Raw genomic sequence first — 26,009 nt, 5'->3', positions numbered from 1 at the left:
GATGGACATCACATTTATGACGGGTTTACATCTCAGAGCTTAAACAGGGTGTGAGTGTTGTGTTGCAGATGGGCCGCAATATCATCAGGAGATTCAGCACGCAGTTGGCATAACACCTTAAATACCTCTGCGGCACGCTCAGGGCGGTTGGCCTGGCCTTGATAACCGGCTAGCGGCATATCCGGCGCATCGGTTTCCAGCAGTAAAGAAGTCAGCGGCAGTTGGGCCATGACGTTGCGGGTTTTCTGCGCCCGCTCATAACTGATGGTGCCCCCGACGCCGATGTAATACCCCAGACGAATGAACGCTTGCGCTTGCGACAAGCTGCCGGCAAAGCCATGCACCACGCCACAACGCGGCACCGGGGTACGGCGTAACAGTGCAGCCAACTGATCGTGGCTACGACGAGAATGCAGGATCACCGGCAAATCGTATTGTTTAGCCAGCGCCAATTGGGCCGCCAACACCCGCTGCTGCCGTTCAAACTGCGGGTTTTCCATATACAAATCGAGGCCGATCTCCCCCACGGCGACCAGCTTCGGGGGTTGACTTGCCAGGAATGCCGCCAGTTGCTCGAGTTCAGGCTCCTGATGCTGGGCAATATACAGCGGATGCAGCCCCAGAGCGGCAAACAGCGGTGGGTATTCGCGCGCCAGCTTCAGAACCCGGGCAAAGCGATCGGCGGTCACCGTCGGCACGATGATCCGTCGCACGCCCGCCTGTTCGGCAAGAGCCAGGCTTTCTGGCTCATGGCCGTAAAACGGCGGGAAATCAAAATGGCAGTGTGTGTCGGTGAAGTCGTGACTCACAACTGTCCCCCTTCGCCCGGCGGCACGTCGCCCGGCAGGATAATATCCATCGCAGCCAACTTGGCTTCCGGTTGTGCCGCAAGATCGCGCGGGTGTGTGACGTCGGTAATGATCGGTGAAGGCATGACAACGTTTTCCGGTTGGATCAAACGGCGCGACAACGCCTTTTTCACCTTCATGCCATCCAGCTTATCCTGTTGAACCAACCAGTGACCGACGGTTGCCAGGAAGTAACGTCCACAACGGCGACCCAAGTGATAGTCCTGATTAAGTGACGTCAAACGGCTGCCCAAGGCATTACTGGCCAACGGCTTTGGTGGGAAAATTTCAAAGATACGCAGCTTGCCGGGCGGTTTCTCAATAAACTGCTGGATGCGGTGATAGCTTTGCTCATGGTGTTGCAGGATGCGCACCATCTGTTGCAGGCTACTCTCGCTCAGCCAGTGCTCCATGCGCTTCATCCACTGCGGCGTGTAGTACATCTGTGACGGCACGGTGCGTATCACCACAATGGTGTCTGCGCCGCGGCGATAGGCCTCTTCAACCGGAATCGCGTCACTGATACCGCCATCCTGATAGCTCACGCCATCGAGTTCCACCCCCATCCGGTAAAAACCAGGGATGGCGCTGGATGCCTTGATGGCTGGCAACCAGTTTTCGCGCTGTGCCGACAGGTAGGTGGGCTCAAAATCATCGCTGCGGCAAGCGCACATCAGGAGTTCACGGCCATCGATCAGGTGCTTTTCCGCCACGTCCATTGCCAGCGGCAGCTGTTGCGACGTAGTGTCGATGAGCCAGTCAAGATCAATCAAATGCCCGCCGCGCACAAAACGCAGCGGATTGAAGAATTCAGCAGAGGTGGTATAACGCGTGATCACTCGCCGGGCGTAACCCATCTGGCCACAAATAAAAGCCGAGAGATTTTGCGCGCCGGCAGAAGTGCCGATCATCAGATCAAAAGGATTAAAGCGGGCACGCTGAAACTCGTCCAGTACGCCGGCGGTAAAAATACCGCGCTGCCCGCCCCCTTCACATACCAACGCCATTTTACCGGGCCGGTAAGGTTTATACGCCAGCGGTTCTATATTGCCGAGCGTGATGGGTATTCTGTATCCCAACCCTGAATCCTCAGTGAGACGTTTTACCCGAGGATACCTCGTCTTGCTCTCTTCCGTAATCCTCTTGCAGTACACCAGAGAGGCAGTCATTGCTTCCCATCAGCCAAATGCAGTCATTGTCGGACCACTCTGCCAATGCTTGGCAGGCCCGGCCCTTCAACTGTTTCCAGCGTCCGAGAATGATATCGCTGTTCATGACTGGCCTCCCTACTGCGAGAAAACGGATTAAGCTTTGTTACACTTTGTCTTAAGAAGCTAAGGACGTCGGCGGCCGGTAAACAGGCTGACCAGGAACAGAATGATCCCAACGACGAAGACGATTTTTGCTGCCCAAGCGGCGGTACCCGCCAGCGTCCCAAAACCCAACGCCGCAGCAATCAATGCAATGACTAAAAAGATAATGCCCCAACGAAACATAAGCTTCTCCTTACCATAGTGAAAAAACACATCGCAGCCTGTGCCCTTGTCAGGCTCTCTCAGGTTGCAGGTCAGTTTCTTTTTTTGATGGTGCATCCTGGGTTAACCTCACGACCAACCCAGGATTTGGTGCTTGTTGTCACGTGTTCTAAAAATTTATGGTTTAACGACCAGGTCGTTCTTAACGCTTTTCACGCCGTCGATAGCCTTGGCGATGCTTTCAGCACGCTCAGACTGCGCCTGGCTTTTCACTTCACCGGAAAGCTGCACGACACCGTCGGTGGTTTCCACTTTCACGTTACGCGAAGGCACGATGTCATCGGCCAGCAGTTTAGCTTTCAGTTCGCTGGTGGTCGCAGTATCACCGGCATAGGCTTTCATGGATTGCTTGCTTTCATCTTTCACGTGCAGCTTGTCGCTGACGGATTTAACGCCTTCAACCTTACCGGCCACTTCTACCGCATGCTCGGCCTGCGCTTGGCTACCGACAAACCCGCTCAGGGTGACGGTCCCTTTCTCGGTTTTCACCGAGATATCGCTGCTGGTGATGGTTTTATCATCCACCAACGCACTTTTAACTTTAGCCGTTGTTGCGCTGTCATCCATGTAGCCGTCAACTTTTTTCATGGAGCTATCGATTTTGGCACCCGCACTATCAGCGGCACTCGACGCTTTATTGAGCAGCGTATCTTCAGCCAGCGCGCTGCCACTAACCAGAACGGAACCCAAAACAACAGCCATCAGTGATTGTGCAAATTTAGTATTTTTCATCGATCTCTTCCTTTGGTTGTGAACCCAAAATGGTGACGGATTCTTCAGCCGCCATAACGCGGCCCATTCAGTAAATACTTCACAATTTCTATACGATCAAATATTCACGTAAAACGATTGTTGCCACATTTGGACTGTTGCAACGGCTGTGCCAACTTTAAAATTAACTTTAAAATCAATAACAAAACAAAAACCGCTTACTTTTCAAACTAAAAACTGTCGTCTATTAACGACAACCTCTGCCCGTAAAATCGATGTTATCGCTATGTTATTGATATTTATAACATCATACTGTCTCTAATTGGCAACAGTACCGAACAACTCGCTACAGTTATAAGCAAATTCAGTGAATTACGCTTACCCAACAGTTAGCGCCCTGTTAAATATAGACCATATGACAAAAAAAGCAGGTAAGGCCGGGAAATTGCTGATGATGACAAGAGAGAATGAACTGATGAGGGGAATTTACTAATTAGCAGGCTGAGAGGGAATTCAATAGCAGCAGGGCGCCCTAAGGCGCCCTGCTGTTCTGTTAGTGCTCGCGCGTTTTGCGGAACACCACTTCAGGGTAACGTTCCTGTGTGATGTTCAGGTTAACCATGGTTGGCGCGATGTAAGACAGGTTGTCTCCGCCGTCCAATGCCAGGTTAAGCTCACACTTACGTTTAAATTCTTCAAACTTCTTCACGTCACTGCATTCAACCCAGCGGGCGGTCGACACGTTGACGGACTCGTACAAGGCTTCAACGTTGTATTCGCTTTTCAGACGCGCTACCACCACGTCGAACTGCAGCACACCCACCGCGCCAACGATCAAATCGTTGTTGGCAATCGGACGGAAGACCTGTACAGCCCCTTCTTCGGATAGCTGAACCAGACCTTTCAACAATTGTTTTTGCTTCAGCGGATCACGCAGACGAATGCGGCGGAACAGTTCCGGTGCAAAGTTTGGAATACCGGTGAACTTCATATCTTCACCCTGGGTGAAGGTATCGCCAATCTGAATGGTGCCGTGGTTATGCAACCCAATGATATCGCCCGGATAGGCTTCTTCCACGTGCGAACGGTCGCCCGCCATGAAGGTCAGTGCATCAGAGATTACGACGTCTTTACCGGTACGTACCTGACGCAGCTTCATGCCTTTTTCATAGCGGCCGGAGACCACACGCATAAAGGCAACGCGGTCACGGTGTTTAGGATCCATATTGGCCTGAATCTTAAAGACAAAACCGGTGAACTTCTCTTCGGCAGCGACCACTTCACGGGTGCTGCTTTGACGCGGCATCGGCGCAGGGGCCCAGGCAACCAGACCGTCAAGCATATGGTCCACACCGAAGTTACCCAGTGCGGTACCAAAGAATACCGGCGTCAAATCACCGCTGAGGAAAGCATCTTGATCAAACTCGTGGGATGCGCCCTGCACCAGCTCCAGCTCTTCGCGCAACTGCGCAGCCAGATCCTCACCGACGGCAGCGTCCAGTTCCGGGTTGTCCAACCCTTTGACAATGCGCACTTCTTGAATGGTGTGGCCTTTACCGGTCTGATAAAGGTAGGTTTCATCCTTATACAGGTGGTAAACCCCTTTAAACAGCTTGCCGCAGCCGATAGGCCAGGTGATCGGTGAGCAGGCGATTTTCAGCTCACGCTCAACTTCGTCCATGACTTCCATTGGATCACGGATATCGCGGTCCAGTTTGTTCATGAAGGTCAGGATCGGGGTATCGCGCAGACGGGTAACTTCCATCAGTTTACGGGTACGATCCTCAACCCCTTTCGCCGCGTCAATCACCATCAAACAGCAGTCGACAGCGGTCAGGGTACGGTAAGTATCTTCGGAGAAGTCTTCGTGTCCCGGGGTATCGAGCAGGTTAACCAAGCATTCGCGATACGGGAATTGCATCACCGAGGTCGTAATGGAAATACCACGTTGTTTTTCCATCTCCATCCAGTCGGATTTGGCATGCTGGTTTGAACCGCGGCCTTTTACCGTACCGGCGGTTTGGATCGCCTGTCCGAATAACAACACCTTTTCGGTAATGGTGGTTTTACCGGCATCGGGGTGCGAGATGATGGCGAAAGTTCTTCTTTTCGAGACTTCGCGGGCAAATTCACTAGGAGACATGTTTTTCAGATTCTACAGTTAGTCCGCCCTGCGAAAGCATCAGAACGCGCCGATCGCGGCGCCAGGCAAAGCGGTAAATAAAAGATAATAGCCGGGTATTTTCGCTGATTTGTCAACCGGTGACAATCAATGCTTTTCCCGGCGGAAAAGTTAGAAGCGGGCTACCCGCTAACCTAGCGGCAGCGCCATCACAATCGCATCTTCACGGCCATGGGTGCCTGGGTAGTAATTCCGGCGGATGGTCACTTCGTTAAAGCCGAGATCTTCGTACAACGCGATGGCAGCACGGTTAGAAGCGCGGACTTCCAGCCACAACGTCACCACGCCACGGGTTTCCAATTGTGCAATGAGCGCCTCCAGCAGTTGGCGGCCGAACCCCCGACGTTGCCAGTCTGGATGAATGGCAATGTTGAACAGCGTGGCTTCATCCAGCACGATCTGGGTAATGGCAAAACCGGCCATCTGCCCGTCGGATTCCAGCTTCAGATTCAGATAGCGGTCGCCCTGATTGCTGGTAAAGGTGGCCTGTGTCCAGGGAAAGGCGTGGCTGGCTTGCTCAATCTTGAAGGCTGTGGCCAGATCGGCCGCGTTCAGGGTAGAAATAGTGTTCATGATGACCAATCTGCTGCCAGAGTGCGCGTTTGGCACTCGCATCGAGAGAGAGCTCGGCCAATGCCGGGCTATATAGCTGCGCGCCGGCCACCGCAAGTGGCTCCGCAACGCCCAACCGCCAACTGTTGCATTCGGTGTCCTCAGGCAGCATAGCCACCTGATCCGGCGTCAGGCCGTAGGTTTGCGCCGGGGTCAATCCCAGGCTGCGCAGCACGTCGCAAAACAGCGGATCGTTATGCTCAGGCAAGGTCTGCGCCACAACCAGCAAGCGCACCTCGGGTGGCAGGCTGACCGCGACTTCGCCCTGCAACACGCCCGGGCGGCGCAATGTCCACTGCGTAATACCCAGTTGTTGTAACAGCCAGTCGCGTTTTGATGCCATGCCGATTCCTGTCAGGATCTACCTGTTGTGGTGCGCCATGCCTGCCATGCGCCGCGCTATGCTAACAAACCCGCACGGCCTGCGCCAACATCCCGTCATCTTTCATCTTAACGGTACTCTTTATACCCAATAGCTTTCAAATTGCAGGAAGGCGGCAAGCGAGTGAATCCCCAGCAGCTTACTCAAGTAAGTGACTGGGGTGAGGTCGCGCAGCCAACACACCTGCGATTTGAAAGATGACGGGTATATAAACCCGTCGAACATATCGCCACAAAGCTCTATAATCCCCGGTCTAATTTCTAGGAGCCAAAACCTGATGTCTGCATTAACCCCCGCCAGTGAAGTTATGCTGCGCCACAGTGATGAGTTTATCGAACGCCGCGTTCTGTTTGCCGGTGACCTGCAGGACGCCCTGCCGGCCCAATTCGAGGCCGCGGATGTGCGTGTCCATACCCAGCAGTACCATCACTGGCAGTTACTGAACCGGGCGATGGGTGACAACGTGCAGTTCGGTCTGACCGTGGATGCCGCGTTTGTCGCCGAGTGCGATACGCTGATCTACTACTGGCCGAAGAGCAAGCAGGAAGCCCAATTCCAGTTGTGCAACATTCTGGCATTGCTGCCCGTAGGCGCTGATGTGTTCGTCGTCGGCGAGAACCGCAGCGGTGTTCGCAGCGCGGACCAGATGCTCGAAGACAACACCACACTGGTTAAAATCGACAGCGCTCGCCGCTGTGGCCTGTATCACGGTCGTCTGGATACGCAGGCCGAATTCGCACTGGAAGACTGGTGGGAAAGCTATCAATTACACGATCTGGAAGTGAAAACACTGCCGGGCGTGTTCAGCCGTGACGGCCTGGACGTTGGGAGTTCGCTGCTGCTGTCTACTCTGGATAAACACATGAAAGGCAAAGTGCTGGACGTGGGTTGCGGTGCCGGTGTCATGGCGTCAGTGTTGTCCAAAATGTCACCAAAGATGAAGCTGACCCTCAGCGACGTCAACGCAGCCGCTATTGAATCCAGCCGTGCAACCCTGGCTGCCAACGGCATTGAAGGTGAAGTCATCGTCAGTAACGTCTATTCCGACATTACCGGCCGCTTTGATTTGATTATCTCCAACCCGCCGTTCCATGATGGCCTGCAAACCAGCCTGACAGCGGCCGAAACCTTGATCCGCGGCGCATTGAAACACCTGCCGATTGGTGGCCGCCTGCGCATCGTGGCCAACGCCTTCCTGCCGTACCCGGACATTTTGGACGCCACCTTTGGCAGCCATGAAGTGCTGGCACAAAACGGCCGCTTCAAGGTTTATCAGGCAACCGTAGCCCGTGCGCCACGCGATACCAAGAAGAAGAAATAAGTCGGATTTCGCCCGTTAACCCCGGGTATCAGGGCGCCGCGTTCATACGCGGCGCCCTTTTTATTTAACCGTTAATATACGTCATCGACTCCGCACTGTAGCGATTACCCGCCACTGCCTCCACCGGGAACACGGCCTCGATTGCCGCCAGATCCGCCTGGCTCAATGTCAGTTCCGCTGCCGCCATGTTCTCCTCCAGATAACGACGCCGTTTGGTACCCGTAATCGGCACAATATGCTCGCCTTGCGCTAACACCCAGGCCAACGCCAACTGCGACGGTGCCACGCCTTTCAGTTTCGCCAGCTCGGTCACTTTCGCCACCAGGGCCAGATTGCGGGCAAAGTTATCGCCCTGGAAGCGCGGATTGCTACGGCGGAAATCGTCGGCATCCAGGTCCTCCGGCCGCTGGATCGCCCCAGTCAGGAAACCTCTCCCCAGCGGACTGTAAGGAACAAAACCGATGCCCAGACGCTCACAGGCGGCCAATACGCCTTGCTCGGCATCACGCGTCCATAGCGAATACTCGGTCTGCAACGCGGTAATCGGATGCACCTTATGCGCACGCTCAAGCGTAGCAACCGACGCTTCGCTAAGCCCAATGTGGCGGATCTTCCCTTCACGGATCAGATCCGCCATGGTACCCACGACATCCTCAATGGGCACCTGCGGATCGACCCGGTGCTGGTAATAAAGGTCTATTTCATCGACCCCCAGTCGTTTCAGGCTGCCTTCAACCGACCGGCGGATGTATTCCGGCCGGCTGCTGACGCCACGCGCGGCGGGATCGGTGGGATCGCGCAAAATACCGAACTTCGTCGCTAAAAACACCTGCTGCCGCTTGCCCTTGATTGCCTTCCCCACCAGTTGCTCGTTCGTGTGTGGGCCGTACATGTCGGCGGTATCCAGCAGGGTGACGCCCAGTTCGAGCGCCCGATGCAAGGTGGCGATGGCTTCCTGTTGATCGCTGCCGGTTGAGTAAAAGTCACTCATCCCCATGCAGCCCAAGCCCAGCGCAGAAACAGTCGGGCCATTGGGGCCTAATTGACGTTGTTGCATTGTGTTGCCCTCATACCGTGGATTGATAACGCAACAAAGTCTGGTTGTTTACCCTGCAAAGATAAATAATGCGAATGGCTCATCACTGTTCATAAATCGCTAACAATACGGAGAAGCCGATGGATCAGATCCAGGCCATGCGCATTTTTACCCGTATCGTCGAGTTGGGCAGCTTCAGTCGGGCAGCCGAGCGTCTGCAATTGCCACGAGCCACCGTCAGTAATGTGCTCAAGCGACTGGAACAACGCCTCGGCGTACGCCTGCTGATCCGCACCACCCGCCAGGTACAGGTGACCAGCGAAGGCATGCTTTATTACCAACGCTGCGTGCAATTGCTAGGGGCATTGGAAGAAGCGGACACACTGTTTAGCCACCATAAACTGAAGCCTTCCGGCAACATACGTATCGATATGCCGCATTCGCTGGCTCGCGAAATCGTTATTCCCGCGTTGGGTGACTTTTATCAGCGCTATCCAGAGCTCACCCTGTCGCTGGGGGCCAATGACACCCACGTCGACTTGCTGCGTGAGGGCGTGGATTGCGTACTGCGCGCATGGGAAACCGAGGACGACAGTCTGGTGGCACGACGCATAGCCATGATGCCGCAGCTAACCTGTGCGTCACCCGGCTATCTGGCGACGTTCGGCGTGCCGCAGTCGATTGATCAATTACAACCGCACCAGGCGGTGGGTTACTTTTCCCTCGCCAGCAACCGCAATTACCCGCTGGAATTTTGCCGGAATGGCAAAGTGGAATTACGCGAACTCCCCACCCGGCTAAACGTCAGTGGCGCAGATGCCTACACCAGCGGCTGTCGCGCCGGCCTGGGGCTCATACAAGCTTCTCGCTATTCGTTGACGCCCTGGCTGCAAAATGGGGAATTGGTGGAAGTATTGGCAGAAACACCGCCCCCGCCGATGCCCATTTACATCATGTATCCTCCCGGTCGTTTCCTTGCACCACGGGTCAGGGTGTTGATTGACTGGCTGATTTGGCTGTTTGAGCACGGCAAAAGTAGTGATATGGCTATATTTCCAGCAAACACCAGCAAACAGGGGAAATAACTATTGACGTACCCGCCAAAATCTCTAGAATTCGCCTCCGTGGTAGCGTTACTCCGGTAATGTTTCTGGTATGCGAAGGTGGCGGAATTGGTAGACGCGCTAGCTTCAGGTGTTAGTGTCCTTACGGACGTGAGGGTTCAAGTCCCTCTCTTCGCACCAAATAACCACATGATTTATATTGCACAGCATCAATGCGAAGGTGGCGGAATTGGTAGACGCGCTAGCTTCAGGTGTTAGTGTTCTTACGGACGTGAGGGTTCAAGTCCCTCTCTTCGCACCAAGCTGGTGATATAAATCGAAAGCAAAATGACAGTATCGACTGTGCGAAGGTGGCGGAATTGGTAGACGCGCTAGCTTCAGGTGTTAGTGTTCTTACGGACGTGAGGGTTCAAGTCCCTCTCTTCGCACCAATCGATAACTCTCTCCGGTAACATCCCCAAAGAAGCATTCCATTGAAACGATAAAGAACACGCGAAAGCGTGGTTTTGCGTTTTCAGCCCAGGTTGAAGTTCAGACCGATAGCCGCCAATCCCCCCGCTAACGCCATGCAAGACGGCAGCAGCAAGTAGTGACGCCAGCGGCTGTTAAACAGCATCACCAATGTGGCCAGCATCGCGATCACAATGAGCGTACGCAGTTGCATCATATCCAGGTTGATCAATGCCAGTAACGGCATTAAAGCGCATGGCAACAAAACGCCCCAGGCGCTGGCCAAACGGTTGCCCAGGCACCAGCTGACGCCCCACAATCCGCATGCGGTAATCATGGCTGCAATCATGATAACCCTACCCTTTAAGTGATAATGATAACCAATATCATATACCACTTTTTTTCACTGCGCATCATTTTCACCCCGTCGACCAAACACGGATGACATAACGGTGGAAAAATGATAGTTTGCCATAAGAAAATTCTTAGTCTTATTCGCATGTTAATAATCACAATCAAAAATCATACAATGCGAATGCTTAATTCATACCGAAAGAATTTTTCGCCACCTTCATTTTTCGACAGATCGATATTGTAAAGAGTGAACTCCGTATGAACGCGCGTTCTTATCAGGAACTGCTAAATAGCAAGCACCGCTTATCATTATTTTTATTTTTGTTGATGAACGTCGCGTCTTCCCTATTTACATTATTGGTTCCGTTTAATAACAAGCCCGCTTTTACCCTGCCTTTATTAGGGATACCGCTATTTTGTATGGCAGCACTGTTATTCACCTTGCAGTCTCCGCGGTTATACGTAAAAAAATTGAATCTATTTTCCTTTGTTATTGGTTTGCTGTGGGCGGCACATATTTACCTTAAAAGTCAGTACTGTGCGCCAAACAACCAAAGTTTTCTATTAATTAGTCTGTTCAGTATGTTTTTTATAAGTGCTATTGCCCTAACGGATAACTTTATCGCTTTCTGCCTGCATGCCGTGCCTTCCGCATTGGTCATTCTATTACTGGATGGGATGCACAATACCGTACGGATCGTATTCACCACGGTATTGCCGATTATCGCTTTCTCTATCCACCACTTGATGCTCAAACGCAGTGAGATCTTTACGCAAACGCTGGTGGCTAATCTGTATAACGAACGGGACAGGTTCAGCAATTTAAGCATGATCGATCCGCTAACCGGGCTTTATAACCGCCGTGGCCTGGAAAATAAAATCAATATGCTGAGTGCCTCGCCATCGGGTTGCCATTTCGTTGTGTTACTCGATATCGACCACTTTAAGGCTTATAACGATAATTATGGTCACACCATGGGTGACCAGGCGTTGGTGCAGGTGGCGATCACCATCCGTGATTCGGTCCGTTCGCGCGATATTGTGGTGCGCTATGGTGGGGAAGAGTTTCTGGTGCTGTTGACCAACGTAAGCGAGGAATACGCCACCCTGTTGGCCGAAAGAGTACGGCAGCGGGTGCAGGAATTAAAAATCCCACACCGCTTCAACCAGTTGGAAAGCACGACCGTGACGCTCAGCGCCGGGATATCCGCATTGGATAAACTTGACGTGTCTGCAGCGATCCGGGCCGCCGACGCCGCACTGTATCAGGCGAAAAACAATGGTCGTAACAATATTCAAGTGGCGCCAAACGTGCAGCCCGCCGCTGTCTGAGCCGGCGGGCCTGGTGCTTAGCGGCGGCGCTGCTGCAAACCGTAAGCAAACACCACGCCGAAGCACAGCAACGGCAGCACATAGGACAGCGCCGTACTGTACTTGTCCGCCAACGCCCCCATAAAGTAAGGCATGATGGCGCCCCCAACGATCGCCATGATCATAAAGGAACTGGCACGCTTGGTGTGTTTACCCATGTTTTTCACGCCCAGGGCAAAAATGGTTGGGAACATAATCGACATGAAGAAGAACACGGCGATCAACGCCACCACCGAAACCCCGTCCATGCTGAGCATCACCACGCCACACAACACCATGTTAATCAGCGAGTAAAACATCAACAACGTGGCCGCTTTGACTCTGCCCATCAGCCAGGTACTGAAAAAACGTCCCACCATAAAGCAAATCATGGCGATAGAAAGCAAGTAGGATGCGCTTTGGTTGGAAACGTCGCGCCAGTGCTCAGTGGCATAGTTAATAAAGAACGCACCGACGCCGACCTGTGCCGCCACATAGAAGAACTGGGTAATCACCCCCCCGACAAAGTGCTTGTGTTGCCACAAGCCTTGAGCGATTTGACCGTGCTCAGGCTGTTCTTCTTCACGAATATCCGGCAGCCGTGTACGACTGAACAAAAAGGCAATCAGCAGCACCAACACGGCAATTGCCACGTAGGTCATCTTCACTGCCCCCTGGTCACCGCTACTTGCGCCCTGAGTGGCAGAGAAAAACAGCGTGCCGCCGATCATCGGACCGATAAACTGCCCCAGACCGTTAAACGACTGGGAAAGATTCAGCCGCCGTTCAGCGCCCTGCGCATCCCCCAGCACCGTTGCATACGGGTTAGCGGCCGTTTCCAGGCAGCCCAACCCACAGGCAATAACAAACAGCGCGAACAGGAACATGGCAAAGCTGTTGGCAGACGCCGCCGGCACAAACAGCAATGCCCCCAGCGCATACAAACACAGCCCAATCAGGATTCCGGCCTTGTAACCTTTTTTATCCATAAAATAGCCGGCAGGCAGCGCCACCAGGAAATAGGCGCCGAAATACGCGGCCTGCAATAATCCTGATTGCGCCTTGGTAACGTGCAACGTTTCTTGAAAATGTTTATTCAATACGTCCAACAGGCCATACGACAGCCCCCACATGAAAAACAGGCTGGTGACCAAGATAAACGCCCAACGCAGATTGGCAGTCGCCCTGGCGCCCGCCTGAGGTGGGGCCACAGTTTTTTCAGCAAGCATTGATATATCCTCGGTAGGGTAGGTTATTGTTGTTGCAAAGAGAATATCCGCTCCATCACCACCCATTTATCGCCCTGCGGCGTCCAGGGGGTGGCGACCTGGTAGTGCCACATCAGGGCTTCCCAGCGCTGCACGTGGGGATTGCTCAGGCTGACGGCATCAAACCGCGCAGCATCGAACTCGGAACTGACCTCAACGATCATGAACAGCCGGGTACCCAGCCGATAAATCTCCATATCCAGGATGCCGTGCTCACGCAGATGAGCGGCGATTTCTGGCCAGATCTGCCGGTGATGGCTCAGGTATTCCTCGATCAGCGCCGGTGAGTCGACCAGATCTAACGCCTGACAAAAGCGCTGCCCTGCCGCGCCGTTCATGTGATTGCCCGATCAAGATGCAGGTAACCGCCGTCCACCGACAGCCATTGCCCGGTGGTGTGCGACGACCGCGAAGAGATCAAGAACACCACGGTATTGGCAATTTCCTGTGGCGTGGTCATCCGCTGTTCTAAAGGAATACGCGCAGTAATTTTCTCACGCTGCTGTTCCGGCTCCGCGAAGGTGTTAATCCAGCGCTCATACTGCGGCGTGATCACTTCTGCCGGTACCACCGCATTCACCCGTACGCCCTCATGCCGCAGCGACACCGCCCACTCACGCGTCAACCCCAGCACGGCGCCTTTGGCAGCGGTATAGCCGCTGGTGCCGCCCTGCCCACTGAGCGCGGTCTTGGACGCGATGTTGACGATGGCCCCCTTGCTCTTTTGCAAGGCTTGCTGGCACAGGTGCGCCATCAAGTAGTAATGAATCAGGTTTTTCTCCAGCGAGCCGACAAAGGCTTCACGTCCGGCGTCCAATCCCACCCCGTCGTTAACACCCGCGTTATTCACCACCGCATCGATACGACCAAAGGTTTCCTGCGTTTGTGCCACAGCCCGCCGACAGGCTTGTTCTTCACACAAATCGGTGATGATCACGGTGCTCTGTGGCTGCAAGCGGCGCAGCGTTGCCAGAAAATCCCCCTCCGGCATGGCGTTAGTGACAATCACCGGGATCGCCCCTTCTTCCGCCAACAATTGAGAGATGGCTGCGCCGATGCCAGAACCGCCACCGGTGACAATCACCACCTTATCTTTCAGATACAGATCCATAACCAGACTCCGTTAACCCATAAATTCGGCAGGCGGTGCCGCCCCAAATTTCCTCCTGCTGCGAAGGACTCAGCGTGGCGATCGCCTGCTCATTCAGTTGATAAACCTGGCTGTATTCACCCGCCAACAGGCACACCGGCCAGTCAGATCCGAACATCAGCCGCTGCGGCCCGAATGCCTCCAGCGCCGCCTCAAAAAACGGGAGCAGCTGCGACGCCTGCCACTGCCCGCCGGGTGCTTCCGTGATCAGCCCGGACAGCTTGCAAACCACGTGCCCCAACGCCGCCAGGGGTTTGATTTGCTGCGCCCAGTGTTTAGCCCCCTGCGCAATATCCGGCTTGCCGAGATGATCCAGCACCAGCCAGTAATCGTCGTGCTCCGCGGCAAACTGCGCTGCCGCAGCCAAATGCCGGTGGGTGACCAAAATGTCGTAGGTATAACCCTGTCGCTGCAACGCCTGCATGCCACGCCGCACTTCCGGTCGTGCCAACCACACGTCCGGCGTAGGTTCGTCCTGCACTTGATGGCGTAAACCCCGCAGCAAAGGTTGTTGGCGCAGTACGTCGAGCCGCTGCGCCAGCTGCGGTGCGGTTATGTCCAGCCAACCCACCACGCCACATACGCCACGGCTCTGCTGTACCTGCGTCAATAGCGTCTGGGTTTCCTGCTCGCAGTGACGAGCCTGTACCACCAGCGCACCGTCAAAACCGTGGCGTTTCAGCAAGGGCTCAAGCTCTGCCGGGCCAAAATCTTGCCGTAACACCGCCATCTGTTCGCTGATCCACGGATAGCGTTGCGGATGGTAATGCCAGTAATGTTGGTGGGCGTCGATGCGTAGCATGGGCTGTTTCCCGTTCAACCGCGGAACCGGTACTGTTCAAGCGACGATGCATGCATTTCGATCGAATAGCCGGGATTGAGTGGTGGCATGTATGCCGCCCCCTTGATGTCACAGGGGTGGACAAAATGTTCATGCAGATGATCGACGTATTCAATCACCCGGCCGTCGTGGGTACCGGCAATGCACAGATAGTCAATCATCGATAGATGCTGGACGTATTCGCACAACCCGACGCCGCCCGCATGCGGGCATACCGGCAGGTTGTACTTGGCGGCCATCAACATCACTGCCAGGACTTCGTTAACGCCACCAAGGCGACAAGCGTCGATCTGCACCACGTCAATCGCCTCACGCATGATGAACTGTTTGAATAGGATGCGGTTTTGGCACATCTCGCCGGTGGCAACCTTCACCGGGTAAACGCCTTCGCGGATGCGGCGATGCCCTTCCACGTCGTCCGGGCTGGTCGGTTCTTCGATAAACCAGGGTTTGGCGAAGGCCAGATGCTTTACCCAGGGAATAGCGTCGTTAACTTCCCACACCTGATTCGCGTCAATCATCAATTGACGATCGGGGCCGATGACCTCGCGCGCGATGCGCACCCGACGGATATCGTCTTCCAGATCGCGCCCCACCTTCAGTTTCAGGTAGGAGAAGCCCGCGTCGACCGCTTCCTGACACAACCGACGCAGTTTGTCGTCCGGGTAACCCAGCCAGCCGGCAGACGTGGTGTAACAGGGGTAACCTTCCTGCAGTAGGCGCTCCAGGCGCTGCGCTTTGCCTTCGGCCCGCTGCTTGAGCAAGCTGAGCGCTTCCTGCGGCGTAATGCAGTCGGTGATGTAACGAAAATCGATGCAGCGCACCAGTTCCTCGGGTGTCATCTCTGCCACCAGTCGCCACACTGGCTTGCCTTCTGCTTTAGCCCACAGATCCCACACCGCGTTGATCACCGCTCCGGTCGCCAGGTGAATCGCCCCCTTGTCCGGCCCAATCCAACGCAGCTGGCTGTCGCCGGTGAAGCGCCGCCAGAAGGCCCCCATGTCGGCGGTGATCTCCTCAAGCCGGACGCCGACGATCTGGTGCTCCAATGCGCGGATCGCGGCACAGCAAATCTCGTTGCCGCGACCAATGGTAAAGGTCAATCCGTGGCCGTTAAGATCGGCGCGATCGGTTTCCAGAATCACATACGCAGCGGAGTAGTCCGGATCCGGGTTCATCGCGTCGGAACCGTCCAGCGCCAGCGAGGTCGGGAAACGAATATCTTCAACCCGCAGTGCGGTAATCGTCGTCATGGCAATGCTCCTCATCAGGCTTGTACGGTTGTTTGACGCTGTTCACCCAATCCTTCAATGCCCAGGCGCATGGTCTGCCCGGCTTTCAGGTAGATGGGCTGCGGTTTTTGTCCCATGCCGACGCCTGGCGGCGTACCGGTAGAGATCACATCGCCCGGCTGCAGACTCATAAAACGGCTCAGATAGCTGATGATGTGCGGAATGCGGAAAATCATGGTGCTGGTGTTACCGTCCTGATAGCGTTTGCCATCGACTTCCAGCCACAGATTCAGGCTGTGGGGATCGGCAATTTCGTCGGCCGTCACCAGCCAGGGGCCTGTGGGGCCAAAAGTGTCGCACCCTTTCCCCTTGTCCCAGGTACCGCCGCGTTCAATCTGGAATTCACGCTCAGAAACGTCGTTAATCACACAGTAACCAGCAACGTGGCGCATCGCGTCCTGCTCGCTGATATAGCGTCCGCCCTGGCCGATAATCACGCCCAGTTCCACTTCCCAGTCGGTCTTTAGCGAGTCGCGCGGGATTTGCACTTCATCGTTCGGCCCGACCACCGCGCTGGTCCATTTGTTGAACACCACGGGTTCAGACGGGATCGCCGCGCCGGTCTCCGCGGCGTGGTCGGCGTAGTTAAGGCCGATGCAGATAAACTTGCCGATGCTGCCGACGCAGGGGCCAAGCCGCGGCTGACCTTCGACTCGCGGCAATTGGTTGATGTCCAGCGTGCGCAGCTTGTCGAGCGCGGCTGGCAGCAACGCCTCACCGCTCAGGTCGGCAATATGCTGCGAAAGGTCGCGGATCTGTCCGTCTGCATCCAATATCCCTGGGCGTTCCTGCCCCGGTGCGCCATAGCGTAAAAGTTTCATTCAATCCTCTCCAAGAAAGTGAAGGTCTGGGTCAACGGGCGTTGTGAACGTACACGGCCTAGATGAGGAGTCCGAGTACTGCCCAAGCGTGAAATGACAGGCGCAACGGCCCGATCGCCCATTCCTCAGTTGCTCCAGCCACCGTCAATAATCTGCACCGTACCTGTGGTGTAGGAACTGGCGTCAGAAGCCAGATACAGCGCCAGCTGGGCTATCTCGCCCGTGGTGCCGATGCGGCCAATCGGTTGGCGGGCAACAAATGCCTGATACACCTCTTCTTCGCTGCGCCCCTGCTCGCGTGCCTGCTCGGCAATTCGTTGACGCAACGACGGCGACTCTACCGTTCCGGGGCAAATGGCATTGCAACGAATACCCTGCGTGACGTAATCCGCCGCGACGGAGCGCGTCAGGCCGATCACGGCGGCTTTGGTCGCGCTGTAGGCAAAGCGGTTCGGCACCCCTTTCACACTGGAGGCAACTGAAGACATGTTGATAATCGAGCCGTTTTTGCGCGCCAACATGCCGGGCAAAAAGGCGCGGATCATGCGGAACATCGCCGTCACATTAAGATCGACGGCGAATGCCCACTGTTCTTCACTGCATTCCAGGATCGAACCGCTGTGCACCACGCCCGCACAGTTGAATAACACGTCGATCGGCCCGAGCGTTTTTGCCGCTGCGGCGATCGCCGCCGGATCGGTCACGTTCAGGGTCATCGGCTGAATGCCGGGCAATCCCTGTAGTTGCTCGGTGTTGATATCGGTGGCAATGACATCAGCGCCTGCCTCGGCAAAAAGCCTGGCGGTGCTCAAGCCAATGCCCTGCCCAGCTGCGGTGATCAGCACGCGTTTTCCGGTTAAATTCATTTTCGCTCCCTTGGCTTAAAGGTCTAATGGTCAGGCCACTAAAGGCGATTAAAGGTCAGGCCTTTAACATGACAAAAGACGCTGTTCGCGTTATGGTTTGGTGATAATGTTATAAGACTCGTTTAAAACAGCATTTTGATTAACCAACTTTTTACACTTGATTAACCATTACTCAAGCAGCTTGACTAATAATTGTGCGCTGAATCACTTTTACCCGAACAGCCTAAGGTAATATATGCCGATCACAAGACTGGAAAACCCAAGGATTTACAGGCAGATAGCCGACCAATTGAAACGGCTTATCGATAATAATGAATTTCCTCCCGGCAGCCGCCTGCCCTCCGAACGGGATCTGGCCCAGCAATTACAGGTCAGCCGTGCTTCCGTCCGTGAGGCGCTGATTGCGCTGGAAGTGATTGGGCTGGTGGATGTCAAAGTCGGCAACGGGGTGATTGTCCGGGCCCAAACGCCGGTGATGGCGTCGCAAGAACCGGTCATGGCGCAAGCCGGGCGCGATCAGTGGGCGGAAATCGATGATGAGTTGAATATCGAGCTGGATTTTAACGCCGAGCTGCCGCCATTCTCCCTGTTGCAAACCCGCCTGTTGATCGAGCCAGAAACCGCCGCGTTGGCGGCACGCCATGCCACCGATCAAGAACTGGCGGGCATCCGCGAGGCCTACGAGCAAAACTGTCGCGACAACCGCGCGGGATCAGCCACCCACCCCGGCGATCGGCTATTTCATATTCGTATCGCCCAGGCCAGCGGTAACCCGGCTTATGCCTTTATCATCGGCCATCTGCTCGGCCACCGTTACGGAAGCATGTTCCGCGTGCTGCAACGCCACTACACGCCTGACGATATGCCACACCGTTCCGAGCAAGAACACCGGGAGATTCTGGCGGCGATTGAAGCCCGTGACGTACGCGGAGCGCGCAAGGCAATGAAAGCCCATCTGGATGAAGTCATCGCCATTTTCACCCGCGCGCAGTAGACCCATCAGGCGTCATCGGGGCGGTGATAAATTATTTATCAAACCGCTCTTTTTTCCACATGCAGCCAAGGCCGAGGCACATTACACTGACAGCAGACAAGACCGGGCTATGCCACGGTTTGGGCCTTTCTCTGCTGCCTTTTTAAATGGATAACGACCGTTGAAGAACTCTTTCTCCACTTCATTGCTGGCGCTGTGCCTGTGTGCCGCGCCGCTGGCTGCGCAGGCCGCCGCCCCGCAACTGGCTTCGCAAATCGTCGACCAGTATGCCGAACATATTTTCTACAACAGCGGTGCCACCGGTATGGCGCTGGTGGTGATCGACGGGAATCAGGTGGTTAACCGCAGCTTTGGTGACACCAAACCCGGGAATAACCTGCGCCCACGGCCGGATTCACTGATCCGCATCGCCTCGATCACCAAGCTGATGACCAGTGAAGTCATGGTCAAGATGGCGGCAGAAGGCCGGGTTAAGCTCAATGATCCCTTGCGTAAATATGCCCCGCAGGGCGCTTACGTGCCGGCGTATAATACGCGCCAACCTATCACGCTGCTGAACCTGGCAACCCACACCAGCGCACTGCCGCGCGAACAGCCGGGCAAGAAGCCGCCAAAAACGCCCGTCTTTACCTGGCCGACCAAAGCGCAACGCTGGCAATGGTTGGAGCATGCCAACGTCACCGTGCCACCGGGCGTACGTGCGTCTTATTCCAACCTGGCGTATGACCTGCTGGCCGATGCACTGTCACGGGCGGCGGGCAAACCCTATAGCGCGCTGTTGAAGGAAAAAATCACCGCGCCGCTCGGCATGGTAGACACCACCCTCACCCCAAGTGCCGAACAGTGTTCACGCCTGATGGTGGCCTCGGCCGGGCCGAGCGCCTGCCGCGACACGACGGCGGCAGGCGGCAGCGGTGGTGTTTACTCTACCCCACGCGACATGCAGCGCTGGATGCAACAGTTCCTTACCTCTAACGTCTCAGGCTCACGCAAATCGACCGCCGCCAGCGAGCAAACCATGTACTTCCAGCGTAACGATCTGGTCTCGCTGAAAGGGATGGACGTACCGGGCGAAGCCAGCGCACTGGGTCTGGGTTGGGTGTATATGGCACCGAACGGTGAGCTGCCGGGGATTATTCAGAAAACGGGCGGTGGCGGCGGCTTTATTACCTATATGGCAATGATTCCGCAGAAAAATGTCGGCGTATTTGTGGTGGTCACTCGCTCAGAACTGAGCAAATTCACCAACATGAGCGACCCGGTTAACCGTCTGGTGGGCGAGTTAGCCGCCAACAAAAGCTAAGTTTAAGGGGGCAGCTTGCCGCTGCCCCCCTTAATCTCAGGCTAAACTCATCTCGTGCATGACCGGATGGAAGTTACGCTTGAAGTAGATCAAACCGTTCCCTGCCGCACTTACCACGATCTGGCGGATCTGCACCAGATACACCTGATGGGTGCCAATACTCTGGATCTGCTCGATCTCGCCTTCCAGACTCGCCAACGTATTACGCAACACCGGTTGGCCCAACGCACCATTTTGCCACGCATCCAGGCGGAAGCGCTCCTCCATGCTCACCTCCGTCATACCGGCAAAGTGGCGCGCCATCAGCTCTTGTTCGTGGTTCAATACGTTGACGCACAGCCGCTGATTCGCCTGGAAAACCGGGTTCATCGCGCTATTGCGGTTGATACACACCAGCAGCGTCGGCGGTGTATCCGTCACCGAGCACACCGCAGTGGCGGTGATACCACAGCGCCCTGCCGGGCCATCGGTCGTCACGATATTTACCGCCGCTGACAGGCTGGCCATCGCGTCGCGAAACAGCAGACGGTGTTCATTTTCCTGAGACATACAAACCTCCTACCGGATCACTTAAGCAGTTTATCCAGTTGATTAATATCATCATTGTTATGCAGATGCGGTACTTTCCAGCCGTGCTGGTCGTAGTCGGACAGGCATTTGTCGACCATTTCCATCATCTTGCCCATGGTGCCGGATCCTTGCGCATGGCGCAGACATTGCAGGCGGATCTCATCTTGGCTGCCGGCATAGTTAATCTCATACAACTCGTGACGACCGCCGAATTCACTGCCGATCGCATCCCACATCAACTTGAGGATCTTGATACGTTCAACATGATCCATGCCGTCAGATCCACGCACATAGCGCGACAGATATTTGTCGATCTCTGGGTTGTTCATGTCACGGACACTCGACGGCAGGTAGATCAAACCGCTGGTAACGTTCTTTTCGATGATGTTCTTCACCTTGGCATAGGCCATCGGCGCCATCACGCGATAGGTCTGAATCGCGGCGGAATCTGGCAAATAAGCGCCGTTTTCCCACTTGGTGGCTTCAGCGCACATGGCATCGCTCAACGACCAGAACAGATTACGCCAGGCAACCACTTCGCCGAGATCGGCCTGCACGCCGCGGAACTCAAGCACCCCGGTACAAGACAGGCTTTTTTGCAGCAGTGCGGTAATGAAGTCCATCTTCACCGCCAAGCGTACGCACGCCTGTAACGGGAATAGCCGGGCAAAACCACCTTCGGTACTCCAACGGCGGCAACGATCGAAATCACGGTAGATCAGGACGTTTTCCCACGGGATCAACACATGATCCATAATCAGGATCGCATCGTTCTCATCAAAACGGCTCGATAGCGGATAATCAAACGGCGATCCCGTGGCACCTGCGACCAATTCATAAGAAGCACGAGAGATCAGCTTCACCCCTTCAGCGTCCATCGGTGCGACAAACATCAGTGCGAAGTCCGGGTTATCGCCCATCACCTGCGCGGAGCCAAAGCCGATAAAGTTGTAGTGCGTCAACGCCGAGTTGGTCGCCACCACTTTGGCACCGCTGACAATGATGCCGGCGTCCGTCTCTTTCTCCACCTTAATGAACACGTCTTTCACTTCGTTAACCGGCTTGTGACGATCAATAGGCGGGTTGACGATAGCGTGGTTAAAGTACAGACCGGTTTCCTGGATGCGTTTGTACCAATGGCGTGCGTTGTCGGCAAACTGACCATAAAATTCGGGATTGGCGCCCAGTGCGCAGCCAAACGCCGCTTTGTAATCTGGGGTACGCCCCATCCAACCGTAGCTCTGGCGCGACCAGTCGGCGATAGCATCGCGCTGCTGGCGCATCTCTTCAGGGCTGCGGGCGTAGCGGAAGAATTTGTGCGTGTAACCACCGTTGCCGGTATCGGTATTCCAGCACAGGCGATCCTGACCGATCGGATCGTGCAATGCGTCATACAGTTGGCCGACTGACGCCGCCGCATTACGGAACGCCGGATGAGTGGTAACATCTTTCACTCGCTCGCCATAAATGTAGATTTCACGGCCATCCTGCAAACTTTTCAGGTATTCGGCACCGGTGAACGGGCGTTTGCTGTCAGCACGAAAGTCTTCTGGTTTCATTCGTTGTCTTCCTCGTAATCGGCATTTTATGGGCCGTGTATTCGGCCACTTGTTAAAATAATGTTTTCTTTTGGTTGCTTAATTGAAGCTCCCAACGCCGATTTCGAGAAGAGACTTTTGCGGCAATCGCGGGTACTTTTCAGGTGGGTTTGCCGCTTTCGCGGCAAACTGTGATCCAGGCCGTATCCGGCCGTTACGAAAGGGAATGTTGTGCAGCGCGGTAACTTGAGGGAGAGCACCCTTCCAGCCGGTTGAAAAAACGCGCGAAATAGGCGGGATCCTTAAAGCCGAGGCTATAAGCGGTTTCATGCACCGTGCAGGCGCTGAACAGCAGCATCCGCTTGGCTTCACGCAATACGCGATCAAATATCAGCCGCTTGGGGGGCTGATTGGCAAAGCGCCGGCACAGATCGTTCAACCGTGATTCAGTCACCCCCAGCGCCTGAGCGTAGTCCGGTACCGGCAGGTGATCGCGGAAACGTTCATCGACCATCTTGTTGAAACGCTGGAACAACTTGAGCTCGCCGCGCACGCCGCTGGTCGCGGAATCCTCCAGTGCGGCATTGCGTAGCAACAGGGTCAATACCGCCTGCGCCAGCAGAGCCAGCGTCTGCTCGCGGCCGGCCAACCCTTGGCTGAACTCACGGCGAATCAGCGCCCAGTAATGACTGAGCGCCGTTAATTCCTGCGGTGCGTCTGCCATCGACAAACAGATACCTGGCATATCCAATGCCAGATTGCTGCCGGGGTACAAGCGCTCCAGCAGCGGCCATATCAACTCCTGACGCACCGTCAGTACGTGGCCGTCGCTGTCCGGTTCAGTAAAGAACGCGTGCGGTACCGAGGGCGGCGTCAGGATAAACAGCGGGGCCTGCACCGAATAGTGCTGGCTGTCCAACTGCAACTCAATCTTACCGGTCTCCAGGAAATGTACCTGGAAGAAACGGTCATGCCAGTGCACCTGCATATCGCGGCCAAAAAATGCCGCCAGCCCGGCGAAGGTTTCGTAGTGCACTTCATCCGTGGCGTAACGCGCATCGTATTCTTTGCAGATATCGATATTGGCGATAAAACCGGTACTTTTCTGCATTATTGTCCTCACTCTCCCCGAAAACGGGTTGAGCGTGCTCAACCCCTACAGGTGTTCGGTAGGGGCCCAGCATGCTGGGCCCGTCCATTACGGCGTGGCCCGTGGGCGCGAGCCCTGCATTGGGATACGCCAGACAAGTAACGCACCGATGATCAACAATGCCGAAACGAAGTACAGCCCAGAGTTAAAGCTCCCGGTCAGATCCTTAAACCAGCCGATCAACAACGGACTGACCGCCGATCCAATATTGCCGGTGGCGTTGATCACCGCGATCCCAATCGCCCGCGCCTCCAGACTGATCGATTGATCCGGCGTGGTCCAGAAGATCGCCATGGCGGTGAAGGACCCCACCGATGCCATCACGATCCCCAGCAATTGGATCATGCTGTGATCGGTCGCCGAAGCCAGCAACCAACCGGCCGCGGCAAACAGATACGGCAGTGCCGTATGGTGTTTTCGCTCCTGCAATCGATCCGATCGTTTACTCCACCAAATCATCCCGGCAATGGTACAGATCTGCGGGATCGCCGCCAGAATACCGATCACAATGTTGCTGCTGCCCTGGTTAAAGCTCTGCAAGATCTGTGGCGTCCAGATGTTGATGGCGCTCAGCGTATTGGTCAGGCAGAAATAGGCCAGCGTATACATCAGCACAATTGGCGTGAACACTTCCCGCCACAGGCTGCGCTGCTGCATCGCCCGGTGGCTACCTGGCCCATTAGGCTGCACCAGTTGCAGCTTGTCGGCATCCATCATCGCTTTCAGGCTGCTTTTTTCTTCATCGGTCAGCCATTTGGCTTTGGCCGGGGTATCGTCCAGATAGAACCACACCACCACACCCAGCAGCACTGAAGGAATCCCCTCCAACAGGAACAGCCATTGCCAACCCTTAAGGTTCATCAAGCCGTCCAGCGCCAAAATATAGCCGGATACCAGTGAACCGATCGCCATCGTGACCGGCATGGCGATCATAAACAGCGCGTTGGCACGGGCGCGGTAAAACGCCGGGAACCAATAGGTGAGATAAACCAAAATACCCGGCAGAAAACCGGCTTCGGTGATGCCGACGATCATCCGTAGCACATACAAGCTGGTCGGCCCGGTGGCAAACAGGGTGCAGGTTGAGGCGATCCCCCACAGCACCATGATGGTGGCGATCCAGCGCCGTGCCCCCACGATCCCCAGCATAATGTTGCTCGGAATACCAAAAATCACATAGGTGACGTAGAACAAGGTCGCTGCCAAACCAAACATGGTCGAGCTGAGGCCAAGATCCTTACCCATCGTCAGCCCGGCGAAACCGATATTGATGCGGTCGAGGAAAGAGAAAACAAACAGCACAAACAGGAAAATAATCAGTCGCCGAAATAACTTTTTAATCACCGATTGCTCGGCGGCGGTTAACGCTTTATGTTGCTGCGCCGGGTTGGCCGGTGGCAGCGAATCGACGTTGCTCATGGTGTCTCCAATAAGATTGCACCTATACCTTTATCTTTCACATCGCAGGGGTGTTGCCTGCAGCGTGAAATCTATTGGGTATACAACCTAATAAACGCTCGGGGATTGCACGGGGGCTTGCGCGTGTTTAAAGCGGCCTGCCAGCGTTTCCGCTGCCCGCGCCAGCAGAGTGGTATCCACTCCCACCGCGACAAACAGTGCGCCGGACGCCAGATAATGCTGCGCCAGTTCCGGATTCGCCGTCAAAATGCCCGGTGCCTTGCCGGCTGCGCTGATACGCGCAAGGGCGTCGTCGATGGTGCGCTGCACCTCCGGCTGCTGCGGATTACCGGCAAACCCCATATCTGCACTCAAATCCGCCGGGCCGATGAATACCCCGTCGACCCCGTCGACCTGCAGGATCTCGTCCAGATTTTTCACCGCCTCACGCGTTTCGATCTGCACTAACACGCACATCTGCGCGTCAGCCTGTTGCAGATAATCTGGCACCCGATTCCAGCGCGATGCACGCGCCAACGCACTGCCAACACCGCGTATACCGCTCGGTGGATAACGCGTGGCTCGCACCGCATCACGCGCCTGTTCGGCGTTTTGAATCATCGGGATCAGCAGCGTTTGCGCGCCAATATCCAGCAGTTGCTTAATCATCACCGCGTCATTCCACGCCGGGCGGACCACCGGCTGGCTCGGGTAAGGTGCGATCGCCTGCAACTGGCCCAGCACCGTTTGCACGTTGTTAGGCGCGTGCTCACCGTCGATCAACAGCCAATCGAAGCCAGAACCGGCCAGCAGTTCTGCGCTGTAACTGCTGCATAACCCCAGCCAGAGGCCAATCTGCGGGCGCTTTTCCTGCAACGCCTTCTTAAAAGAGTTGGTTAACATCGCATTCTCCCTGATTAACGGGCGCAGCCAGCAGCGCCCGGACACGCTTAAGGTTCGGCCTGCCGAACCC

The 26,009-nt window shown here is 55.4% G+C and carries 27 protein-coding genes and 3 tRNA genes; 8 read left to right on the top strand and 22 right to left on the bottom strand.

Translation table 11 applies throughout. The annotated features are described in order from the left end of the window. Positions 1-32: 32 nt before the first annotated feature. The 8 genes from JOE25_RS10530 to JOE25_RS10495 form a co-directional block, all read right to left on the bottom strand. Positions 33-809: a TatD family hydrolase gene (locus JOE25_RS10530; RefSeq protein ID WP_209634921.1), complete on the bottom strand. Its 777-nt coding sequence runs from the start codon at positions 807-809 to the stop codon at positions 33-35. Beyond that, complete coding sequence (locus tag JOE25_RS10525; protein ID WP_209634917.1) at positions 806-1,927, bottom strand: patatin family protein; 1,122 nt, start codon at positions 1,925-1,927, stop codon at positions 806-808. The genes JOE25_RS10530 and JOE25_RS10525 overlap by 4 nt, the downstream gene beginning before the upstream one ends. A 10-nt stretch (positions 1,928-1,937) precedes the next feature. Further along, a complete protein-coding gene (locus JOE25_RS10520) occupies positions 1,938-2,123 on the bottom strand; it encodes a stress-response protein (protein WP_209634914.1) in 186 nt (61 codons plus the stop codon). Between the two features lie 59 nt (positions 2,124-2,182). Then, a complete protein-coding gene (locus JOE25_RS10515) occupies positions 2,183-2,344 on the bottom strand; it encodes a DUF1328 domain-containing protein (protein WP_004955572.1) in 162 nt (53 codons plus the stop codon). Positions 2,345-2,500: 156 nt separating this feature from the next. After that, positions 2,501-3,115, bottom strand: coding sequence for a molecular chaperone OsmY (gene osmY / locus JOE25_RS10510; RefSeq protein ID WP_209634911.1), 615 nt, complete (start codon positions 3,113-3,115; stop codon positions 2,501-2,503). A 532-nt stretch (positions 3,116-3,647) separates the two neighbouring features. After that, positions 3,648-5,237 (bottom strand): peptide chain release factor 3, encoded by a 1,590-nt coding sequence (prfC, locus tag JOE25_RS10505; RefSeq protein ID WP_209634908.1) that lies wholly within the window; start codon positions 5,235-5,237, stop codon positions 3,648-3,650. 168 nt (positions 5,238-5,405) lie between these two features. Then, a complete protein-coding gene (gene rimI, locus JOE25_RS10500; RefSeq protein ID WP_209634904.1) occupies positions 5,406-5,849 on the bottom strand; it encodes a ribosomal protein S18-alanine N-acetyltransferase in 444 nt (147 codons plus the stop codon). Then, positions 5,794-6,231 carry a DNA polymerase III subunit psi gene (locus JOE25_RS10495; protein ID WP_209634901.1) on the bottom strand — a complete coding sequence of 146 codons (438 nt, stop codon included), beginning with the start codon at positions 6,229-6,231 and terminating at the stop codon, positions 5,794-5,796. The genes rimI and JOE25_RS10495 overlap by 56 nt, the downstream gene beginning before the upstream one ends. Before the next feature lie 316 nt (positions 6,232-6,547). On the opposite strand from JOE25_RS10495, the gene rsmC reads away from it, so the two are divergent. Then, the gene (gene rsmC / locus JOE25_RS10490; RefSeq protein WP_209634898.1) at positions 6,548-7,591 is read left to right on the top strand and encodes a 16S rRNA (guanine(1207)-N(2))-methyltransferase RsmC; all 1,044 of its coding nucleotides are present in this window, start codon (positions 6,548-6,550) and stop codon (positions 7,589-7,591) included. A 64-nt stretch (positions 7,592-7,655) separates the two neighbouring features. On the opposite strand, the gene JOE25_RS10485 is transcribed toward rsmC, so the two are convergent. After that, a complete protein-coding gene (locus JOE25_RS10485; protein ID WP_209634895.1) occupies positions 7,656-8,648 on the bottom strand; it encodes an aldo/keto reductase in 993 nt (330 codons plus the stop codon). A gap of 119 nt (positions 8,649-8,767) precedes the next feature. On the opposite strand from JOE25_RS10485, the gene JOE25_RS10480 reads away from it, so the two are divergent. The 4 genes from JOE25_RS10480 (at position 8,768) to JOE25_RS10465 (ending at position 10,122) form a co-directional block, all read left to right on the top strand. Beyond that, the gene (locus JOE25_RS10480; protein WP_209634892.1) at positions 8,768-9,712 is read left to right on the top strand and encodes a LysR family transcriptional regulator; all 945 of its coding nucleotides are present in this window, start codon (positions 8,768-8,770) and stop codon (positions 9,710-9,712) included. Between the two features lie 72 nt (positions 9,713-9,784). After that, positions 9,785-9,871: transfer RNA gene (locus JOE25_RS10475), tRNA-Leu, on the top strand. Between the two features lie 34 nt (positions 9,872-9,905). Further along, positions 9,906-9,992 (top strand) — tRNA-Leu (locus tag JOE25_RS10470). Between the two features lie 43 nt (positions 9,993-10,035). Then, positions 10,036-10,122 (top strand) — tRNA-Leu (locus JOE25_RS10465). A gap of 83 nt (positions 10,123-10,205) precedes the next feature. Here JOE25_RS10465 and JOE25_RS10460 read toward each other — a convergent pair. After that, on the bottom strand, positions 10,206-10,490 hold the full coding sequence (locus JOE25_RS10460) for a DUF1435 domain-containing protein (protein ID WP_037424165.1): 285 nt from the start codon (positions 10,488-10,490) through the stop codon (positions 10,206-10,208). 263 nt (positions 10,491-10,753) lie between these two features. Between JOE25_RS10460 and JOE25_RS10455 the strand changes: the two genes are divergently transcribed. Then, positions 10,754-11,827, top strand: coding sequence for a diguanylate cyclase (locus JOE25_RS10455; protein ID WP_209634889.1), 1,074 nt, complete (start codon positions 10,754-10,756; stop codon positions 11,825-11,827). Positions 11,828-11,844: 17 nt separating this feature from the next. Here JOE25_RS10455 and JOE25_RS10450 read toward each other — a convergent pair whose 3' ends face one another. From JOE25_RS10450 to JOE25_RS10420, 7 genes are all read right to left on the bottom strand, one after another. Continuing rightward, complete coding sequence (locus tag JOE25_RS10450) at positions 11,845-13,074, bottom strand: sugar MFS transporter (protein ID WP_209634886.1); 1,230 nt, start codon at positions 13,072-13,074, stop codon at positions 11,845-11,847. Between the two features lie 23 nt (positions 13,075-13,097). Further along, a complete protein-coding gene (locus tag JOE25_RS10445) occupies positions 13,098-13,451 on the bottom strand; it encodes an L-rhamnose mutarotase (RefSeq protein ID WP_209634883.1) in 354 nt (117 codons plus the stop codon). Further along, the gene (locus JOE25_RS10440) at positions 13,448-14,224 is read right to left on the bottom strand and encodes an SDR family oxidoreductase (RefSeq protein ID WP_209634880.1); all 777 of its coding nucleotides are present in this window, start codon (positions 14,222-14,224) and stop codon (positions 13,448-13,450) included. The genes JOE25_RS10445 and JOE25_RS10440 overlap by 4 nt, the downstream gene beginning before the upstream one ends. Then, positions 14,202-15,065 (bottom strand): amidohydrolase family protein, encoded by an 864-nt coding sequence (locus JOE25_RS10435; RefSeq protein WP_209634877.1) that lies wholly within the window; start codon positions 15,063-15,065, stop codon positions 14,202-14,204. Before JOE25_RS10435 ends, JOE25_RS10440 begins: the two co-directional genes overlap by 23 nt. Before the next feature lie 14 nt (positions 15,066-15,079). Further along, entirely contained in the window at positions 15,080-16,357 is a 1,278-nt protein-coding gene (locus tag JOE25_RS10430) for an L-fuconate dehydratase (RefSeq protein WP_209634874.1), read from the bottom strand. Between the two features lie 14 nt (positions 16,358-16,371). After that, a complete protein-coding gene (locus tag JOE25_RS10425; RefSeq protein ID WP_209634871.1) occupies positions 16,372-17,217 on the bottom strand; it encodes a fumarylacetoacetate hydrolase family protein in 846 nt (281 codons plus the stop codon). Positions 17,218-17,342: 125 nt separating this feature from the next. After that, entirely contained in the window at positions 17,343-18,083 is a 741-nt protein-coding gene (locus tag JOE25_RS10420) for an SDR family oxidoreductase (RefSeq protein ID WP_209634868.1), read from the bottom strand. A gap of 235 nt (positions 18,084-18,318) precedes the next feature. Between JOE25_RS10420 and JOE25_RS10415 the strand changes: the two genes are divergently transcribed. Both JOE25_RS10415 and ampH read left to right on the top strand, forming a co-directional pair. After that, the gene (locus JOE25_RS10415; RefSeq protein ID WP_209634865.1) at positions 18,319-19,077 is read left to right on the top strand and encodes a FadR/GntR family transcriptional regulator; all 759 of its coding nucleotides are present in this window, start codon (positions 18,319-18,321) and stop codon (positions 19,075-19,077) included. Between the two features lie 160 nt (positions 19,078-19,237). Then, the gene (gene ampH, locus JOE25_RS10410; protein ID WP_209634862.1) at positions 19,238-20,380 is read left to right on the top strand and encodes a D-alanyl-D-alanine-carboxypeptidase/endopeptidase AmpH; all 1,143 of its coding nucleotides are present in this window, start codon (positions 19,238-19,240) and stop codon (positions 20,378-20,380) included. Positions 20,381-20,416: 36 nt separating this feature from the next. Here ampH and hpaC read toward each other — a convergent pair whose 3' ends face one another. The 5 genes from hpaC to hpaI all read right to left on the bottom strand — a co-directional run bounded on the left by hpaC (position 20,417) and on the right by hpaI (position 25,939). Continuing rightward, the gene (gene hpaC / locus JOE25_RS10405; RefSeq protein ID WP_209634859.1) at positions 20,417-20,929 is read right to left on the bottom strand and encodes a 4-hydroxyphenylacetate 3-monooxygenase, reductase component; all 513 of its coding nucleotides are present in this window, start codon (positions 20,927-20,929) and stop codon (positions 20,417-20,419) included. Between the two features lie 17 nt (positions 20,930-20,946). Then, the gene (gene hpaB, locus JOE25_RS10400) at positions 20,947-22,509 is read right to left on the bottom strand and encodes a 4-hydroxyphenylacetate 3-monooxygenase, oxygenase component (RefSeq protein ID WP_209634854.1); all 1,563 of its coding nucleotides are present in this window, start codon (positions 22,507-22,509) and stop codon (positions 20,947-20,949) included. Positions 22,510-22,702: 193 nt separating this feature from the next. Next, the gene (gene hpaA / locus JOE25_RS10395; RefSeq protein ID WP_209634851.1) at positions 22,703-23,599 is read right to left on the bottom strand and encodes a 4-hydroxyphenylacetate catabolism regulatory protein HpaA; all 897 of its coding nucleotides are present in this window, start codon (positions 23,597-23,599) and stop codon (positions 22,703-22,705) included. Between the two features lie 87 nt (positions 23,600-23,686). Further along, complete coding sequence (gene hpaX / locus JOE25_RS10390; protein WP_209634848.1) at positions 23,687-25,057, bottom strand: 4-hydroxyphenylacetate permease; 1,371 nt, start codon at positions 25,055-25,057, stop codon at positions 23,687-23,689. Between the two features lie 87 nt (positions 25,058-25,144). Further along, positions 25,145-25,939: a 4-hydroxy-2-oxoheptanedioate aldolase gene (hpaI, locus tag JOE25_RS10385; protein ID WP_209634845.1), complete on the bottom strand. Its 795-nt coding sequence runs from the start codon at positions 25,937-25,939 to the stop codon at positions 25,145-25,147. Positions 25,940-26,009: the final 70 nt, after the last annotated feature.

It is taken from the genome of Serratia sp. PL17, assembly GCF_017832355.1.
Taxonomy (GTDB): domain Bacteria; phylum Pseudomonadota; class Gammaproteobacteria; order Enterobacterales; family Enterobacteriaceae; genus Serratia.
Note: the sequence above shows the minus strand (reverse complement) of the source record. Positions and strands in the feature narration are given on the sequence as shown.

Bases quoted from the DNA above. Each gene is read 5' to 3' on its own strand.
- JOE25_RS10520 (WP_209634914.1), bottom strand. From the start codon at position 2,123: ATGAACAGCGATATCATTCTCGGACGCTGGAAACAGTTGAAGGGCCGG.
- JOE25_RS10515 (WP_004955572.1), bottom strand. From the start codon at position 2,344: ATGTTTCGTTGGGGCATTATCTTTTTAGTCATTGCATTGATTGCTGCG.
- osmY (WP_209634911.1), bottom strand. From the start codon at position 3,115: ATGAAAAATACTAAATTTGCACAATCACTGATGGCTGTTGTTTTGGGT.
- prfC (WP_209634908.1), bottom strand. From the start codon at position 5,237: ATGTCTCCTAGTGAATTTGCCCGCGAAGTCTCGAAAAGAAGAACTTTC.
- rimI (WP_209634904.1), bottom strand. From the start codon at position 5,849: ATGAACACTATTTCTACCCTGAACGCGGCCGATCTGGCCACAGCCTTC.
- JOE25_RS10495 (WP_209634901.1), bottom strand. From the start codon at position 6,231: ATGGCATCAAAACGCGACTGGCTGTTACAACAACTGGGTATTACGCAG.
- rsmC (WP_209634898.1), top strand. From the start codon at position 6,548: ATGTCTGCATTAACCCCCGCCAGTGAAGTTATGCTGCGCCACAGTGAT.
- JOE25_RS10485 (WP_209634895.1), bottom strand. From the start codon at position 8,648: ATGCAACAACGTCAATTAGGCCCCAATGGCCCGACTGTTTCTGCGCTG.
- JOE25_RS10480 (WP_209634892.1), top strand. From the start codon at position 8,768: ATGGATCAGATCCAGGCCATGCGCATTTTTACCCGTATCGTCGAGTTG.
- JOE25_RS10460 (WP_037424165.1), bottom strand. From the start codon at position 10,490: ATGATTGCAGCCATGATTACCGCATGCGGATTGTGGGGCGTCAGCTGG.
- JOE25_RS10455 (WP_209634889.1), top strand. From the start codon at position 10,754: ATGAACGCGCGTTCTTATCAGGAACTGCTAAATAGCAAGCACCGCTTA.
- JOE25_RS10450 (WP_209634886.1), bottom strand. From the start codon at position 13,074: ATGCTTGCTGAAAAAACTGTGGCCCCACCTCAGGCGGGCGCCAGGGCG.
- JOE25_RS10445 (WP_209634883.1), bottom strand. From the start codon at position 13,451: ATGAACGGCGCGGCAGGGCAGCGCTTTTGTCAGGCGTTAGATCTGGTC.
- JOE25_RS10440 (WP_209634880.1), bottom strand. From the start codon at position 14,224: ATGGATCTGTATCTGAAAGATAAGGTGGTGATTGTCACCGGTGGCGGT.
- JOE25_RS10435 (WP_209634877.1), bottom strand. From the start codon at position 15,065: ATGCTACGCATCGACGCCCACCAACATTACTGGCATTACCATCCGCAA.
- JOE25_RS10430 (WP_209634874.1), bottom strand. From the start codon at position 16,357: ATGACGACGATTACCGCACTGCGGGTTGAAGATATTCGTTTCCCGACC.
- JOE25_RS10425 (WP_209634871.1), bottom strand. From the start codon at position 17,217: ATGAAACTTTTACGCTATGGCGCACCGGGGCAGGAACGCCCAGGGATA.
- JOE25_RS10420 (WP_209634868.1), bottom strand. From the start codon at position 18,083: ATGAATTTAACCGGAAAACGCGTGCTGATCACCGCAGCTGGGCAGGGC.
- JOE25_RS10415 (WP_209634865.1), top strand. From the start codon at position 18,319: ATGCCGATCACAAGACTGGAAAACCCAAGGATTTACAGGCAGATAGCC.
- hpaC (WP_209634859.1), bottom strand. From the start codon at position 20,929: ATGTCTCAGGAAAATGAACACCGTCTGCTGTTTCGCGACGCGATGGCC.
- hpaB (WP_209634854.1), bottom strand. From the start codon at position 22,509: ATGAAACCAGAAGACTTTCGTGCTGACAGCAAACGCCCGTTCACCGGT.
- hpaA (WP_209634851.1), bottom strand. From the start codon at position 23,599: ATGCAGAAAAGTACCGGTTTTATCGCCAATATCGATATCTGCAAAGAA.
- hpaX (WP_209634848.1), bottom strand. From the start codon at position 25,057: ATGAGCAACGTCGATTCGCTGCCACCGGCCAACCCGGCGCAGCAACAT.
- hpaI (WP_209634845.1), bottom strand. From the start codon at position 25,939: ATGTTAACCAACTCTTTTAAGAAGGCGTTGCAGGAAAAGCGCCCGCAG.